The organism is Streptomyces sp. Ac-502 (assembly GCF_045222935.1).
GTDB lineage: Bacteria > Actinomycetota > Actinomycetes > Streptomycetales > Streptomycetaceae > Streptomyces > Streptomyces monomycini.
This window is the reverse complement of the sequence record NZ_JBHFFO010000001.1, coordinates 6,849,713-6,864,912: the sequence shown is the minus strand read 5'-3', so window position 1 is coordinate 6,864,912 and position 15,200 is coordinate 6,849,713. Positions and strand designations below refer to the sequence as shown.

Annotated in this window: 14 protein-coding genes and 2 pseudogenes; 4 read left to right on the top strand and 12 right to left on the bottom strand. The window is 72.2% G+C overall.

The features are described from left to right. Positions 1-4: 4 nt before the first annotated feature. The 4 genes from ACEXOX_RS31400 to ACEXOX_RS31385 all read right to left on the bottom strand — a co-directional run bounded on the left by ACEXOX_RS31400 (position 5) and on the right by ACEXOX_RS31385 (position 3,917). Positions 5-763 (bottom strand): AIM24 family protein, encoded by a 759-nt coding sequence (locus ACEXOX_RS31400; protein WP_406524407.1) that lies wholly within the window; start codon positions 761-763, stop codon positions 5-7. A 20-nt stretch (positions 764-783) separates the two neighbouring features. Next, positions 784-1,467 carry an AIM24 family protein gene (locus tag ACEXOX_RS31395; protein WP_406524406.1) on the bottom strand — a complete coding sequence of 228 codons (684 nt, stop codon included), beginning with the start codon at positions 1,465-1,467 and terminating at the stop codon, positions 784-786. Positions 1,468-1,478: 11 nt separating this feature from the next. Further along, on the bottom strand, positions 1,479-3,203 hold the full coding sequence (locus ACEXOX_RS31390; RefSeq protein WP_406524405.1) for a TerD family protein: 1,725 nt from the start codon (positions 3,201-3,203) through the stop codon (positions 1,479-1,481). Positions 3,204-3,317: 114 nt separating this feature from the next. Then, on the bottom strand, positions 3,318-3,917 hold the full coding sequence (locus ACEXOX_RS31385) for a M48 family metallopeptidase (protein WP_406524404.1): 600 nt from the start codon (positions 3,915-3,917) through the stop codon (positions 3,318-3,320). Positions 3,918-4,106: 189 nt separating this feature from the next. Between ACEXOX_RS31385 and ACEXOX_RS31380 the strand changes: the two genes are divergently transcribed. Both ACEXOX_RS31380 and ACEXOX_RS31375 read left to right on the top strand, forming a co-directional pair. Then, positions 4,107-5,252 carry a TOMM precursor leader peptide-binding protein gene (locus ACEXOX_RS31380; protein WP_406526526.1) on the top strand — a complete coding sequence of 382 codons (1,146 nt, stop codon included), beginning with the start codon at positions 4,107-4,109 and terminating at the stop codon, positions 5,250-5,252. Between the two features lie 34 nt (positions 5,253-5,286). Further along, positions 5,287-6,701: pseudogene (locus tag ACEXOX_RS31375) on the top strand (ABC1 kinase family protein). Between the two features lie 103 nt (positions 6,702-6,804). On the opposite strand, the gene ACEXOX_RS31370 reads toward ACEXOX_RS31375, so the two are convergent. The 5 genes and pseudogenes from ACEXOX_RS31370 to ACEXOX_RS31350 all read right to left on the bottom strand — a co-directional run bounded on the left by ACEXOX_RS31370 (position 6,805) and on the right by ACEXOX_RS31350 (position 10,717). Beyond that, positions 6,805-7,005 carry a hypothetical protein gene (locus tag ACEXOX_RS31370; protein ID WP_406524403.1) on the bottom strand — a complete coding sequence of 67 codons (201 nt, stop codon included), beginning with the start codon at positions 7,003-7,005 and terminating at the stop codon, positions 6,805-6,807. A gap of 162 nt (positions 7,006-7,167) precedes the next feature. Further along, complete coding sequence (locus ACEXOX_RS31365; RefSeq protein ID WP_406524402.1) at positions 7,168-7,497, bottom strand: hypothetical protein; 330 nt, start codon at positions 7,495-7,497, stop codon at positions 7,168-7,170. Further along, on the bottom strand, positions 7,494-7,847 hold the full coding sequence (locus ACEXOX_RS31360) for a WhiB family transcriptional regulator (protein ID WP_030022089.1): 354 nt from the start codon (positions 7,845-7,847) through the stop codon (positions 7,494-7,496). The genes ACEXOX_RS31365 and ACEXOX_RS31360 overlap by 4 nt, the downstream gene beginning before the upstream one ends. A gap of 120 nt (positions 7,848-7,967) precedes the next feature. Beyond that, complete coding sequence (locus ACEXOX_RS31355) at positions 7,968-8,300, bottom strand: hypothetical protein (RefSeq protein ID WP_406524401.1); 333 nt, start codon at positions 8,298-8,300, stop codon at positions 7,968-7,970. A 142-nt stretch (positions 8,301-8,442) separates the two neighbouring features. Next, a pseudogene (locus ACEXOX_RS31350) lies at positions 8,443-10,717 on the bottom strand (ATP-dependent DNA helicase UvrD2). A gap of 196 nt (positions 10,718-10,913) precedes the next feature. On the opposite strand from ACEXOX_RS31350, the gene ACEXOX_RS31345 reads away from it, so the two are divergent. Beyond that, a complete protein-coding gene (locus ACEXOX_RS31345; protein ID WP_406524400.1) occupies positions 10,914-11,156 on the top strand; it encodes a mycoredoxin in 243 nt (80 codons plus the stop codon). A 189-nt stretch (positions 11,157-11,345) separates the two neighbouring features. On the opposite strand, the gene ACEXOX_RS31340 is transcribed toward ACEXOX_RS31345, so the two are convergent. Beyond that, the gene (locus ACEXOX_RS31340; RefSeq protein ID WP_406524399.1) at positions 11,346-12,155 is read right to left on the bottom strand and encodes a helix-turn-helix domain-containing protein; all 810 of its coding nucleotides are present in this window, start codon (positions 12,153-12,155) and stop codon (positions 11,346-11,348) included. Positions 12,156-12,285: 130 nt separating this feature from the next. On the opposite strand from ACEXOX_RS31340, the gene ACEXOX_RS31335 reads away from it, so the two are divergent. After that, entirely contained in the window at positions 12,286-12,459 is a 174-nt protein-coding gene (locus ACEXOX_RS31335) for a hypothetical protein (RefSeq protein WP_406524398.1), read from the top strand. A 144-nt stretch (positions 12,460-12,603) separates the two neighbouring features. Here the strand turns inward: ACEXOX_RS31335 and nudC are convergent, their stop codons facing one another. Then, positions 12,604-13,539, bottom strand: coding sequence for an NAD(+) diphosphatase (gene nudC, locus ACEXOX_RS31330; protein ID WP_030022083.1), 936 nt, complete (start codon positions 13,537-13,539; stop codon positions 12,604-12,606). A gap of 225 nt (positions 13,540-13,764) precedes the next feature. Further along, positions 13,765-15,165 (bottom strand): dipeptidase, encoded by a 1,401-nt coding sequence (locus tag ACEXOX_RS31325; protein WP_406524397.1) that lies wholly within the window; start codon positions 15,163-15,165, stop codon positions 13,765-13,767. Between the last annotated feature and the right edge of the window lie 35 nt (positions 15,166-15,200).

The following is a 15,200-nucleotide window of genomic DNA, read 5'->3' as shown; positions in this document are numbered from 1 at the left end:
TGTCTCAGTTGGTGAAGATGTTCCCCTGGTTCTGGCCGTGGGCGCCCTGCTGCCCCATGCCGAACTGGGCGGCCAGGCCGGACCCGATGGCCGCGTTCTGCGGCGGCAGCAGCTCGCTCGGCTGGACGAGCGCGTAGCCCTGCCCCAGGAAGCTCAGCTCCCAGCCCTCGCCTGTGTTCCCGCGGCGGCGCCACACGCCCGAGGAATGCGTCTGTGCCTGCATCTGCACCCGCAGCGAGGCGGACCAGGCGACCACCGCGTCCGCGTCGGCGTTGACGTACTTGTCCGGGGTGACCTGCATCATCAGCGGCTGGCCCGAGGTCATCAGCACGACCTTGCCGCGGCCGGAGATGTTGAGCTGGTACTTGCCGGTGCCGGAGATCCCGTACTGGCTGTCCACCGAGATCACCTCCCAGTGGAGGCCGGAGTCCAGCGCCAGCACATAGCTGCTGTCCACGGTCAGGCCGTCGTGGTCGACGTCCATGACGTGCACATACTGCGCGAGATTGGCCAGGTAGACGGTGCCCTGCCCGGAGACGCGCATCAGGTCCAGGCCCTCACCGGAGGCGGCGCGGGCGCGCTGCTGACCCGGGGTCTGGTAGTTCCCGTCGAACTCCAGCAGCCCTTGGTAGGCGACCATGCTGCCCTTACGGGCGAGCAGGTCCTCGTGGCCTTGCAGGGCGACCCGCAGCAGCTGCGGGTTCTGCAGGGTGTACCGGTCCTGGGTCTGCGCCTCGGTGTAGGCGAAAAGCGGACTCTGCATGATGGCTCGACCTCCTCCCCTCAGCCCCGGGCCCGGAGCCGGTCGGTGCTGTCCTCACTGGGCTGTACGACGACGAAGCCCTGCCCGGAGAAGCCGAGCTGGTACGCCTCGCCGCTGCCGCGCCCGATCATCGAGGACGCCTTGAAGCTGCGCTTGCCCTTCATCTTCAGGTTCGCCGACCAGGCCACGAGCGCGTCCGGGTCGACGTACGTCTCGTCCTCGCCGCGGCCGCAGTCCACCACGATCGGGGTGCCGCGGGAGGTCAGCGCGACCCAGCCGGTGCCCGAGATGCCGACGTTGAAGAGCCCCTGACCGGCGAACTTCGCCATGCCCTTGACGCGCTGCACGCCCCACTGGAGGTGGGCGTCGAAGGCCAGGAGGTTGGTGCCGTTGACGGAGATCGAGTCGCCGTCGAGGTTGACGCAGACGACGTCGGCGCCGTAGTCGGCGAGGTAGAGCAGGCCGTCGCCGGTGCACTTCATCAGGGGCGCGCCCTCGCCGGTCAGCCACTGGGAGGCCATCTGGCGGACCGCGGGCGGGTTGGGCTCGTACTGGACGAAGCCCTCGTAGGCGACCATCGAGCCGGTGCGGGCGAAGACGTCCTGGCCGCTCTGCATGGCGATCTTCACCATGGCGCTGCCGTGGTTCTCCATACGGGCGACGGGTGCGGTCGTGGCGTGGCCCGGTGCTTGCTGTTCGTACATGGCGGGCTCCCTCAGACCTCGTAGGGCTGGACGACGATGAAGTTCCCGGGCGCGCCGCGGAACTGGAGGTTCACGGTCTCGCCGGAGTGCCCCGGGTAGGCGCTGCGGCGCAGGCTGACCTGGCTGGAAATGATCACCTGCGAGGCGGCCGACCAGGCGACGACGGCGTTGGCGTCCGCGAAGGTCGTGGGGGTGACCGGGAGGACGACGGGGGTGCCCTGGGTCTTCACGACGACCGTGCCGCTGCCCTGGAACTGCATGGTGAACAGCGCGCCGCCCGGGATGCCGTGCCCCTCGATGCGGCGGGTCTCGTACTGGAGCGACTCGTCGAAGGCGAGCACGCTCTCGGCCGACACGCAGATCGCGTCACCCTGGAGCTCGATGGGGTGCACATGGGCGCTGTTGTCCGCGAAGAACACCTGGCCCTGGCCGGTACAGCGCATCAGCTGCATCTCCTGGCCGGTGGCGTTGCCCACGATGCGGCCCCGGATACCGGCGCCCTTGTAGCTGAAGTCGACCTTGCCCTGGTAGAGGACCATGCTGCCCTGCCGGGCGAGCACCGGCTGTCCGTCGATGCCGAGATCGGCGCGGATCAGCTTCTCGTTCTGCGGGGTCCACCGCTGCCCTGTGGGCGCTTCGCGGTACTTCTCCAGGACGACGCTGAGGCCGGGGCCGCCACTCTGGACCTGCGGCTGCCCGTACGGGGCGGGCTGACCCTGCGGCGCTCCGTACGGGGCCGGGGCTTGCTGTCCGGGGAACTGGCCGCCCGGCTGCCCGTACGGGGCCTGGGGCGGGGCTTGCGGCGGCGTTTGGGGTGCCGCCTGGGGCGGCTGGCCCGGTTGGCCGTACGGCGGCGCCTGCTGGTGCGGGGGCTGGCCGTACGGGGGTTGCTGTCCGGGGAACTGACCGGGCGGCGCGCCGGGCGGCGCCAACGGGGCCGCGATCGTCGGAGCGGTGTGAACCTGCGGGGGCGGCTGCTGGGGCGGCGGGGCCTGCGGCGGCTGCGCCTGGGCCGGGACCTGCGGCGGCGCGGGCTGACCTTGTGCTGCCGGGGCGGGCTGTCCTTCGGCTGGCGGAGCGGCGAAGTTCGGGGCGGGCTCGGAGGCGCTGGGGGGCGCGAAGCCCGGCGCGGGCTCGGAGGCGCTGGGCGGCGCGAAGCCCGGCACGCCGCCCTGCGGCGCCGGCTCGGGTTCGGGCGCGGGCTCCTCCTCCGCGACCTCGCCGCCGAAGTTCTTCAGCAGCGCTTCCAGACCGCCGTCGAAGCCCTGCCCGACCGCGGCGAAGCGCCACACGTCCTTCAGGTAGAAGTCGCCGAGCATCACTGCACGCTCGGTGCTGAACTCGGCACCGTCGAACGGGTAGCGAGCGACCTCCTCGCCGCCCGCGACGATGCGCAGGTAGCCGGGGCCGATCTGGGACATCTGGCCCGCGCCGTCGAGCGTGGCGGTGAAGGACAGCTTCCGGATGTGCTGCGGTATCCGGTCGAGCGTGACCCGGAAGGACTCGGTGTCGCCCGCCTGGGCGCCCAGCAGCTGGACCGACCCCTCGGGGGAGGCGGGCTGGTTGAAGAAGACGAAATACCGGTCGTCGGAGAGCCGCTCGTCCGCGTCGAGACCGAAGCAGCTGATGTCGAAGGACAGCCCGGAACCCGCGATCCGCACCCCTACGTACAGATCCGTCCCGGCCGTCAGGTCACTGATCCTGGCCTTGTGGCCCCGCTGGAATTCCCTGGCCATACGTAACGACCGTCCCCCGCTCCCGCTCCGCGCTCTGATGACGTCGCGCCAGGCTAACCGCTGCCGCCGACAGCGGGCGATGCCGGGCGCGGAGCGAACCGGGCGGAACCGGCCCTATTCCGTACGGGCCGCGGGCAGATGCGGCAGCCGCTCCGCCGCGACGACCCCTTCGAGATAGCCGCGCGCACGCTCCGTACGCGGGTATGACTCCAGAAGCTGCCAGAAACGCTGCCCATGACCGGGGACGAGAAGATGCGCCAGCTCGTGCAGGAGGACGTAGTCGACGACGTACTCCGGCATCCCCTGGAGCCGGTGCGAGAGGCGGATGCTGCCCTCGGCGGGGGTGCAGGAGCCCCAGCGGGTGTTCTGGTTGGTCACCCAGCGCACCGTGGCGGGCCGGGCACGGCCGTCCAGGTACTGCTCCGACAGGCGCTCCGCGCGCTCGGCCAGCTCACTGTCGCCGAGTGTGCGCCGGCTCTCCTGCGCGGCGAGCTTGTCCAGCATCACGGTGACCCAGCGCCGTTCCTCGGCCTCGGACATCCGGGCCGGGATCAAGACGACGGTGCGGTCCCCCTCCCGGTAGGCGGAGACCGTACGGCGTCGCCGCGAGCTTCTGCGCACCTCGACCGGGCTCGTCGCGGGGCTCCCGGTCGCGGGGCGCGTGGCGGTCCTGCGGGGAGGGTCTGCGGCTCGGCGCAAAGGGTCGGCGGGCACGCCCCGACGTTACCCGCTGCCCGTGCGGGAAGTCTTGCCCCCGGCCTACGCCATGTTCCCGGACCGCTCAAGGACGGGTACGGCTTGTATGACTATTGCCCGGGGGCTGTGGACAACTTCCGACGGCCGTCGCCCGGCCGCGGGATGCTGAAGACCGCTGGACGAGATGCGATCGACGGGGGCGGCTTCATGTATCCGATGCTCAAGCCCGCGCTGCGGCGTGGATGGCGAAACCGGGAGACGGTGCGGTTCGGGGTGGCCCCGGCGTACGCGGTGGAACTGGGCCCGGTGGACACGGCCACCGGGAGTTTTCTGGCCTTGATCGACGGCACGCGGAGTCCGGAGCAGCTCGCCGACGCCGCCGAGTCGCTGGGGCTGCCGGCCGGGCACGCGCGGCGGATGGTGGACCGGCTGGGGCGGGCCGGCCTGCTGGACGCGCCGTCGGCGGGCGGTCCGGCGGCCGACGCGGTGCGCGCCGACTCCGCGGCCTTCGGCCGGCTCCGGGCGGATCTCGCGTCGCTGTCCGTGCGCCATCCCGAGGCGGCGGGCGGACTGGAGCGGATGGGGGCGCGCCGGGCCATACGGGCGCGGGTGCGCGGCGCCGGCCGGGTGGGCGCTTCGGTGGCGGCCCTGCTGTCGGCGGCGGGCATCGGGCGGGTGGAGGTGCAGGACGGCGGGAAGGTCGAGCCCTGGGACGTCGTGCCGGGCGGGGTGCGGGCGGAGCAGATCGGTGCGCGCCGGGACACCGCCGCCCGCAGCCTGGTCCACCGCGCCTCGCCCTGGTCGCGGCGGCTGCGGTCCGGGGGCGAGCCGTCCGACGCCGGTGAGCCGGGCCTCGGGCTCGTCGTGATCGCCCCGCGCGACGGCCTCGCCGCCTACGCGCCCGACCCGGTCCTGTACGAGCCCTTCGTGACCGCGGGAATCCCGCACCTGTTCGCCGGGGTGGTCGAAGGGACCGGGGTGGTGGGTCCGCTGGTCCTGCCGGGTGACTCCTCCTGCGCCGGCTGCCTCCAGCTGCGGCGTACGGACGCGGAGCCCGCCTGGCCGCGGCTGCTGGCCCAGTGGCGCTCGGGGCGCGGCGCACCGGCCGTTCCGGCGTGCGACGCGGCGCTGGCGACGACGGTGGCGGGGCTGGCCGCCGTACAGGCGCTGGCGTTCCTGGACGGTCAGTTGCCACCCTGCACAGGGGCCCGGATCGAGGTCGCGCTGCCCTGTGCGGACTGGCGGACGACCAAGGTCGCGCCGCATCCGGAGTGCGGCTGCGGCGCGGCGGGACCGGCCGGCGCCACGGGTGCCTCGGATCCGCGTCGGCAACACGTAACAATGGCGGAGTAACCCCGGTTGGGGACAGTGTGAGTTGGAGGGGCGCATGTCAGATCTTCCCCGCAAGGCGGTCACCCGTACCGCCAAGCTGGCCGCGCTGCCACTGGGATTCGCCGGCCGCGCCACCTGGGGGCTGGGCAAGCGGATCGGCGGCAGGTCGGCGGACCTCGTCGGCCGCGAGCTCCAACAGCGGACCGCCGAGCAACTCTTCCGGGTGCTCGGCGAGCTGAAGGGCGGCGCCATGAAGTTCGGGCAGGCGCTGTCGGTCTTCGAGGCGGCGCTGCCGGAGGAGATCGCCGGTCCGTACCGCGCCGCGCTCACCAAACTTCAGGAAGCCGCACCGCCGATGCCGACCGATTCGGTGCACGCGATCCTGGCGGAGCGGCTGGGCGCGGACTGGCGCGAGCTGTTCACGGAGTTCGAGGACAAACCGTCGGCGGCCGCGTCGATCGGCCAGGTGCACCGCGCGGTCTGGCACGACGGCCGTGAGGTGGCGGTCAAGGTCCAGTACCCGGGAGCGGGCGCGGCCCTGCTGTCCGACCTGTCCCAGCTGGGCCGGTTCGCCCGGCTGCTCGGGCCGCTGATCCCCGGCATGGACATCAAGCCGCTGATCTCCGAGCTGCGCGACCGGGTCTCCGAGGAGCTGGACTACGCCCTGGAGGCGCAGGCCCAGCAGGCACACGCCGAGGAGTTCGCCGACGACCCCGACGTACGGGTGCCCGCGGTGGTCCATCAGGGCGATCAGGTGCTGGTGACCGAGTGGATGGAGGGCGTCCCTCTCTCGGAGGTCATCGCGAACGGCACCCAGGAGGAGCGCGACCGGGCCGGACAGCTCCTCGCCCGCTTCCTCTTCTCCGGCACCGCGCGCACCGGCCTGCTGCACGCCGACCCGCACCCGGGCAATTTCCGGCTGCTGACCGGCGACGCCCCCGACGGCCCGGCGGAGAAGTGGCGGCTGGGCGTCCTGGACTTCGGCACGGTCGACCGGCTGCCGGACGGCCTGCCGTCCACGATCGGCGCCTCACTGCGCATGACGCTCGACGGCGAGGCCGAGGCGGTCTACGAGCTGCTGTGCGAGGAGGGCTTCGTGAAGGACTCCATCGAGCTGGACCCCGACGCAGTGCTGGGCTATCTGCTTCCGATCATCGAACCGGCCCAAGTGGACGACTTCACCTTCACCCGCTCCTGGATGCGTACCCAGGCCGCGCGCATCGCCGATCCCCGCTCCCCCGCCTACCAGCTGGGCCGCCAGCTGAACCTGCCCCCTCCTACCTGCTCATCCACCGCGTGACGCTGAGCACGATCGGTGTCCTGTGCCAGCTGGGAGCCACCGTCCGCCTGCGCGACGAACTGGAGTCCTGGCTCCCGGGCTTCACCACCGACGACGCCTCCACCACCGGCGTCCCCGCCCCGTCCGTGCCCGGACAGAGCACCCCCGCGGAGGAGGAGACACCGGCCTGAGGCAGGCGGCAGGCGGCAGGCGGCAGGCGGCAGGCGGCAGGCGGCAGGCGGCAGGCGGCAGGCGGCAGGCGGAGCATGGCAGGTGGTAGCCGTCGGCCGCCGTTCACCGTGTCGGTACCGGGTCCAGGTGGGATTCGATGACGCGGAGGCTGGCCCGGGTGCAGGTGTCGCAGAGGTGCTCGCGGGTGCCGTGGGAGATGGTGCAGGTCCAGGTGGCCGGGGTGCCCTCGGCCGTGACGCCGCACTGCGCGCACTCCGCGTCGTCGGTGGTCAACTCCGCCTGTTCATACGTCTTCTGGTTCATCAGCCGACAATATCCCCGCCACCGCCGGGAAAGGGGCACAACGCCTCAGGGGCCGCCCAGTTGGACAGCCCCTGAGATGTGTGGTGTTGCGGTGACCGCCTGATGCGGTGGTGACGCCGCCGGGCGGCCCGGCACCGTACAGGATGCCGGGCAGCCGACGGGTCACTGCATGACGGCCATGGCCAGAGCGCGCCGGGCGCGCAGCGACGCCCGCTCGGCGCGGCGCTGCATGCGCCGGGCCGTGGCGAGGCGCTGGGCCCTGCGTTCGGACTCGGCCTCTTGCAGGCGCTGTTGCATATGTGCGCGCGCCAGGGCTTCTTGGATGAGTTGCATTTCACGGGTCCTGTTCTGGCGCGACTCGATCACGCCGGAGTTCGCTGGTGCGGTGGTGTCGGTGAGGGAGGGGCTCATCGGGTCCTGCTTCTGGGGGTCCCGCTGGGCGGGACGGTCGATCGTTCCTGTGCCGCTGGTGTAGGTGCCGCCGAGATTCATGCCGCGACCGGGTTCTTGCGCGGACGGCCACGCGGACGCTTGCGGGGCACCACGACGCCCTGGACGAACAGTTCGCCGCCCCAGACGCCCCACGGCTCACGACGGTCCTTGGCGCCGGCGAGACACGCCTCGCGCACCGGACAGGTCTGGCACAGGGACTTGGCGTACTCCACGTCGGCCGGGGTCTCGGCGAAGAAGACCTCGGGGTCGTAGGTACGGCATGGCACGGCGGCGCCGAGTCGGTCGATCTCGTCGTCGAGCTCGGTGAGGGGCAGCAAGGGGGTCTCCTGGGGGTCGGGCGGGGGGATCAGGTCGGTGGCGACGGACGGGGTGTGCGACTGGAGTTGCACGGTGGTGTGTTCCTCGTCTGTTCGGCCCGGCTGGTGGCTGGGCTCATGGGCAAAGCAAAAGGGCCGCGGATCCCGGTGTGGGTTCCGCGGCCCTGGAAGGTGCCGACCTGATCATGCGAATCAGGCTGGATCTCTCCAGGGTTCGTGCCCGCGGTGGGCCCACGTGTCCTGCTGCGTCTCGTACTGCATCCGGGATTCGGCACCGTTGGCCGCCGCGCCGGCAAAGGCATGCGCATTCGCTGCCTGTGCCGCTGCCGCTACTGCGGGTGCCTGGGTCGGTCGCTCGTCGCACTCACCCTTGGGCAGGAACACCAGGGAAGCGGCACGGGAGACCTCAAGACCGGACAGTCGGCCGGAGCCGGACAGACCGGTGCCCGGGAGCGAGGCGCCGAGCATGCGGGTGGCGACGACCGAACGATCGGTCATTTTCTGGGTCTCGATGAAGCTGATCACTGGTCTCGCCTCCTCTCGGCGTCTCGGCGGACCGGAAAATCCGGTCCGGGCTTGTTCAGTACAACACGAATCCGGCGGATCCCGGAAGGCCCGTCGTCTTCGTGCCTGTGAAGGCTATGGGGATGCGCTCCGCGCGCGCAAACTATTTTTCTGACGACTTTCCGGAGGTTCTTGCACCACCCTCCGGAAGATCGTCCGGCGACGGCCCGTCCGCTGCCGGAACGAGCTCCTCACCTGCGCACAGCGCGAGGACGTCGGCGCCGAATCTGCCCAGCTTGCGTCCCCCCACACCAGGGATGCCCGCCAGCTCCCCCTCGGTTCCCGGAACGGCCTCGGCGATCGCCATCAGCGTCTTGTCCGTGAAGACGCAGTACGCCGGCTGGCCCAGCTGCCGTGCCCGTTCGGCCCGCCAGTCGCGCAGCCGCCCGTACAACGCCTCGTCGAGCTCGCAGGGGCAGTCGTCGCAGCGCATGAGCTTCATTTCACCCGCATCGGTGAGCGTCTTGCCGCAGACCCGGCAGCGGGCGGGTGACCGGGTCCGGCGCTTGGCCGCACCCCTGGCCGCGGCGCCGCCGCGCTCGACGCCGCCCGCGGCGGCAGCCGCCGCCCGGCGCCCCGCGCCCCCGAACCGGGCCGCAGGCCGTCCAGGAAACGGCTGGGGCGCCGGACCGCACGGCCGCCCGGAGCGCGCGACAGGGACCACGAGAGCCCCAGATGCAGGCGGGCCCGGGTCACGCCCACGTACAGCAGGCGGCGCTCCTCCTCGACCTGCTCGTCGGTCTTGGCGTAGGTGATCGGCATCATGCCCTCGGTGAGGCCGACCAGGAAGACGGCGTCCCACTCCAGGCCCTTGGCGGCGTGGAAAGAGGCGAGCGTCACACCTTCGACGGTCGGGGCGTGCTGGGCGTTGGCCCGCTCGTCCAGCTCGGCGACCAGATCGGCGAGGGTGGCCGCCGGCCGGGCCTTGGCGAAGTCCTCGGCGAGGCGGACCAGAGCGGCCAGCGACTCCCAGCGGTCCCGCACGGCGCCGGACCCGGCCGGGGCCACACTCGTCCACCCCATGTCGCTCAGGACGGCCCGCACCTCGGACGGGAGGTCCACGGCGTCGTCCAGGAGGGCGTCGTTGGCGCCGAAGCGGGCGGCGCCGCGCAGCTTGACGCCCGCCTCGCGTACCTCGGGCCGCTCGAAGAACCGCTCGGCACCCCGGAGCTGGTACGGCACGCCGTGGTCGGCGAGGGCCTGCTCGTAGACCTCGGACTGCGCGTTGATGCGGAACAGGACCGCTATCTCGCTGGCCGGCACGCCGGAGGCGATCAGATCGCGGATACGGCGGGCGGTGCCCTCCGCCTCCGCGGGCTCGTCCGCGTACTCCGCGTACGCCGGCTCGGGGCCGGCGTCCCGCTGCGAGATCAGCTCCAGCCGGTGCTCGGCGGCACGGCCGCGTGCCTGGGAGAGCAACCCGTTGGCAAGGTGCACGACCTGAGGGGTGGAGCGGTAGTCCCGTACCAGCTTCACGACCGTGGCGTTCGGATGGCGGGTGCGGAAGTTCAGCAGGTGGTCGGGGGTGGCGCCGGTGAAGCTGTAGATCGTCTGGCTGGCGTCGCCGACGACGCAGAGGTTGTCGCGGTCGCCGAGCCACAGGTCGAGCAGCCGCTGCTGGAGCGGGCTGACGTCCTGGTACTCGTCCACGACGAAGTGCTGGTACTGGGCGCGGACCTGCTCGGCGATGTCGTGCCGGTCCTGCAGGACGCCGACCGTCAGCAGCAGCACGTCCTCGAAGTCGATGGTCCCCCGGTCGCGCTTGAGCTGCTCGTACGTGCCGTAGATCTGCCCGATCTCGGCCGGGTCGCGGGGGCCTCGCGTCCGGCCTTGTGCACGGCGGCCGGGTAGTCGGCGGGCACGGTCTGGGTGACCTTGGACCACTCGATCTCGCCCGTGACGTCACGCAGCTCGTTGCGGTCCAGGCGGATACGGCAGCGGGCGGCGGCCTCCGCGACGACCTGGACCTTGCGCTCCAGCAGCCTCGGCACCTCGCCGCCGACCGCCTTGGGCCAGAAGTACTGGAGCTGGCGCAGCGCGGCCGAGTGGAACGTCCGGGCCTGTACCCCGCCCGCCCCCAGCTGCCGCAGCCGCCCGCGCATCTCCCCCGCCGCGCGGGCGGTGAAGGTGACGGCGAGCACCGTGGAGGGCTGCAGGATGCCCGCACGCACGCCGTACGCGATGCGGTGGGTGATCGCGCGGGTCTTGCCCGTCCCGGCGCCCGCCAGGACGCACACGGGCCCGTGCAGGGCCGTGGCGACCTCGCGCTGCTCGGGGTCCAAGCCGTCGAGCACCGCGTCGGCACCCTCGGGCGTGGCCGGGAACTGGGTCGCGGCCGCAACCTGCGGGAAGAGAGTGGAGTCCGATGCTGCTGTCACCCGACCATGCTGCCAGGTCGACCGGGGCAGCCGGGAAAGTTGTCCACAGCCGTCACTCCGCGGTCGTACGAATACGCGGGCCTACAGAAGTGGCACCGTACGCGTACGGGAGCGGCCCGGCACGGGCGGGAATGGTCCGGCCCGGGCAGACGTTCTCCCATCGATACACGCCGAGCTTGAAGGAGCGCGAGGACCCATGGCGGGCACTGTGACGATGTACAGCACCACGTGGTGCGGCTACTGCCGTCGGCTGAAGGGCCAGATGGACCGCGAGGGAATCGCGTACACCGAGATCAACATCGAGCAGGACCCCGAGTCCGCGGCCTTCGTCGAAAAGGCCAACGACGGCAATCAGACCGTCCCCACGGTCCTCTTCCCCGACGGCTCCACCCTGACCAACCCGTCCCTGGCCCAGGTCAAGCAGGCGCTCGGGGTCTGAGCGGCGGGGTACACGGGCGAAACCCCGAGCGTTACGGGCGAGCCCCTGGCCGTAACGGTCGCAAGCCCGACCCTTTCGAGTGAGCCCCCGGCCGTTGTGCGGCCGGGGGCTCGTCGTGCCGGTCGTCACGGCCCGGGCACCCCTGCTCCGGCAGACGCAGCTGAGCGCCCCGCCCACCTCACAGCCTGGTCACCCCGGACGGCGGCTGTACCGCTCCACCGTCTCCTTCGCCGTGGACGCGTCTTTGAAGATCAGTTCCCACGGTCCGGTGTTCACGTCGAAGTCCTTGCCGAACCCGACCCATTTCCCGGCCAGGCGCCGTCCAGTCGGCTCGGCGAGCAGTTGGACGGCTCCGTGATAGCGGGCGCCCGCGTAGTAGCCGTCCGTCGCGGTCTGTTCCACCCAGGTGCCGGTGACCACGTTCCCGTCCACGGTGAGGTCGAGGGAGAGCGGTGAGTCGGGGTGGGATGACGCTCCGGGCAACGACCGGCCGGTGAGCCGGTTGCCGTTCTGCACCAGTACGACGAAGTGGGCCCCGGTGAGCGTCTGTCCCCTGCCGGACGAGTAGAACTCGTATCGGCTCAGCCACACACCCGTGTAGTGCGGGCGTCCGGTCGCCTGGGCGGCCGTCTCGGTGGCGCCGGAGGCGGACTCGCTTCCGTCGACCCCAGCGCCCCCGGGAGCCCCCGGCGCACCACCGGCCACGTCATGCCCTCCGGCACCGTCGTCGCGTGCCTGAACCATGACCGGCAGGGCGAACCCGAGTGACTCGATGGGCAGCCCGGTGACCTTCTCCAGGGCGCGTACGTACACGGGCCTGGGCACGCGGGTCGTGCCGCCCTCCCAGCGCTGCACGAGCCGCTTGTTGGCGTCGTTGGGTTCGCCCGCCTCGTCGCCCGCCTTCCGGAGCGCGCGGGCCATGTCGTCCTGGCTCATCCGGAGGGACAGGCGCACGGCCCGGAAGGCCGCGTTCGCTGAGAGATCCGGCGCGATCGTCATGGATTCAAGCTAGACCCAACCCCCGCACAATGACACCGCTTTGACGTCTTGCATATGACGCCTGACGGACTCCGAACGGGCGCCTCACCGCCGTCGCGATGACGTGCGGCCGCCCCGGAGCATGGACCCCATGAGCGAGAACCCGACGGACAGGTGCGAGGCATGCGAAGTGTGCGAGCTGTTGAAGGCGCTCGAAGCCGCGGGCCGGGGGAGCCGGGACCAGTCGATGGAGGTGGACGCCCGGGTGCGGTACCGGCGGCACATGGGGGAGACGCATCGGCGGGAGATTCCGCTGCCGACGTGAGCGGTGCGGGGACGGTTCCGCCGTGTCCGTTTCCGTGCGGGCTCTGTGTGGCCAAGGGCAGGCAGCGGTGAGGCGTCCGGCCGGCGGGAGGGAGACGGCCGGGGCCTGGTGCGGCCCCGGCCGGTGGGGTTACGGCCGGTGGGGTTACGGCTTGGGCAAGGGCTTGCCGTACCAGGCTTCGATGAGGCGGGCGGCGATGGAGATGCCGTACGGGGGCAGGACCTCGCCGGACTCGAAGGCGGCCTTCAGGTCTTCGCGGGAGAACCAGCGGGCCTCCTCGATCTCCTCGCCGTCGACCTGGATCTCGGAGGACGTGGCGCGGGCCATGAAGCCCAGCATCAGGCTGGAGGGGAACGGCCAGGGCTGGCTGGCGACGTATTCGACGTCGCCGACGACGACGCCCGCCTCCTCGAAGACCTCGCGGGCCACCGACTGCTCGATGGACTCGCCGGGCTCGACGAAGCCGGCCAGGGTGGAGAAGCGGCCCTCCGGCCAGTGCACCTGGCGGCCGAGGAGCGCGCGGTCCTCCTCGTCCGTGACCAGCATGATCACGGCGGGGTCGGTACGCGGGTAGTGCTCGGCGCCGCAGGCGGGGCAGCGGCGGATGTGGCCGGCCGCCGCGATGACGGTGCGTTCGCCGCAGCGGGAGCAGAAGCGGTGCAGGCGCTGCCAGTTCTCCAGGGCGACGGCGTGCACGAGCAGCCCGGCGTCGCGCGGGGACAGCAGCAGGCCCGCCTCGCGCAGGCCGGCGGGGCGCGCGGACTGGTCCATGCGCCCGGGCAGCGAGTCCTTCTGGAGCGCGAAGTAGCGCACGCCGTCCTCGTCGGTGCCGAGGAAGTAGCGGTGCGTCTCGGTGAGCGGCGCCTCGAAGGACGGCGTCATGACCAGTTCGGTGCGGCCGTCGGGGGTGTCGTCGACCAGTGCCTGGCCTCCGGAGACCACGAAGACGCGCGTCGTCGGGTGGCTCCAGGCCGCCGCGAGCCACGCCTCGTCGAGGCGGTGGTGGGCGGCTCTGTCGATGCCGCTCGGCGCGCTGAACGTGATCGGCCGGTCGGCGCTGTGGTCGGTCCAGGTGGTCACTGCGGTTTCCAACTCCCCTAGGGCGTGGGTGGTTGCCGCCCGTGGGCGCGGCCGCCGGGCGGGCGGCGGACCGGGCGGCGAGGGTGGTACGAGTGGCACGGCTCGTGCGCGGACCGGGCGGCGACGTCCGGGCGGCCAGCGTCCGGGCGCGGGCCGGCGACCCGGCCGCGGCACGGCTCGCCGGCCGGGTCACGGGCACGGACGCCGTCGGGGCATGGTCACGGATCAAGCGACGCGCCAGTTCTCCGCCAGGTCGCCCCACAGGTGCGCGGCGGTCTCGACGCCCTTCATCAGCAGGTCCAGCTCGACCTTCTCGTTCGGGGCGTGCCAGCCGTCCGAGGGGATGGATATGCCGAGGAAGAGGACCGGTACGCCGAGGACGTCCTGGAGGTCGGCGGCCGGGCCCGAGCCGCCCTCGCGGGTGAACCGGATCTTCTGGCCGAAGGCGCGGCCCATGGCCCGTACGACGGATTGCAGGGCGGGGTGGTCGAGCGGGGTCAGGCAGGGGCGGGTGGCGCCCCAGAAGGTGATCTCGTGGCGGATGCCGTCGGGCAGGCGGGCGGCGACCCAGTCCCGTACGGCCTGCTGGACCGCGGCCGCGTCCTGGCCCGCCACCAGGCGGAACGAGAGCTTCAGCTGCGCGGCGGACGGCACGATGGTCTTGCCGCCGGGGCCCTGGTAGCCGCCGCCGATGCCGTTGACCTCGGCGGTGGGGCGGGCCCAGATGCGCTCCAGGGTGCTGTGGCCGGTCTCGCCGAGCGCGGCGTGGGAGTGGGCCGTACGCAGCCACTCGGGCTCGTCGAAGGGCAGCTCGGCGAAGAGTTCGCGCTCGCGGTCGGTCAGCTCGACGATGCCGTCGTAGAAGCCGGGGACCGCGACCCGGCGGTCCTCGTCGTGGAGGGCGGCGGCCAGGCGGGCGGCCTCGGTCGCGGGGTTGGGCACCGCGCCGCCGAAGGAGCCGGAGTGGATGTCCTGGTCGGGGCCGTACAGGTCGATCTGGCAGTCGGTGAGGCCGCGCATGCCCGTGCAGACGGTCGGGGTGTCCTTGGACCACATGCCGGTGTCGGAGACGATCACCGTGTCGCAGGCCAGCCGGTCCGCGTGCTTGGCGATCAGCGCCGGGAAGTTCGGGGAGCCGGACTCCTCCTCGCCCTCGATGAGGAGCTTGAGGTTGACGGCCGGGGCGGTGCGGCCGGTCGCGGCGAGGTGGGCGCGGACGCCGAGGGTGTGGAAGAACACCTGGCCCTTGTCGTCGGCGGCGCCGCGTGCGTACAGCTTGCCGTCGACGGTCTGCGGCTCGAAGGGGTCGGTGTGCCAGCCGTCCTCACGGGCGGCGGGCTGCACGTCGTGATGGCCGTAGACGAGGACGGTGGGGGCCGACGGGTCCCCGGAGAGCCACTCGGCGAAGACGGCGGGAGCACCGTCCGTCTCCCAGACCTCGGCGGTGGGGAAGCCGGTCGCGGAGAGCCGGCCGGCCAGCCATTCGGCGCTGCGGCGCACGTCGGCGGCGCGCTCCGGGTCGGCGGACACCGAGGGGATGCGCAGCCAGGCGGCCAGGTCGTCGAGGAACTCTTCGCGGTGGACGTTGATGTAGGCGCGGACGGCGCTGTCCGAGGTGGTGCTCATGTGTCCGAGCCTATCCGGCGCGCGGGCCCGGTCCG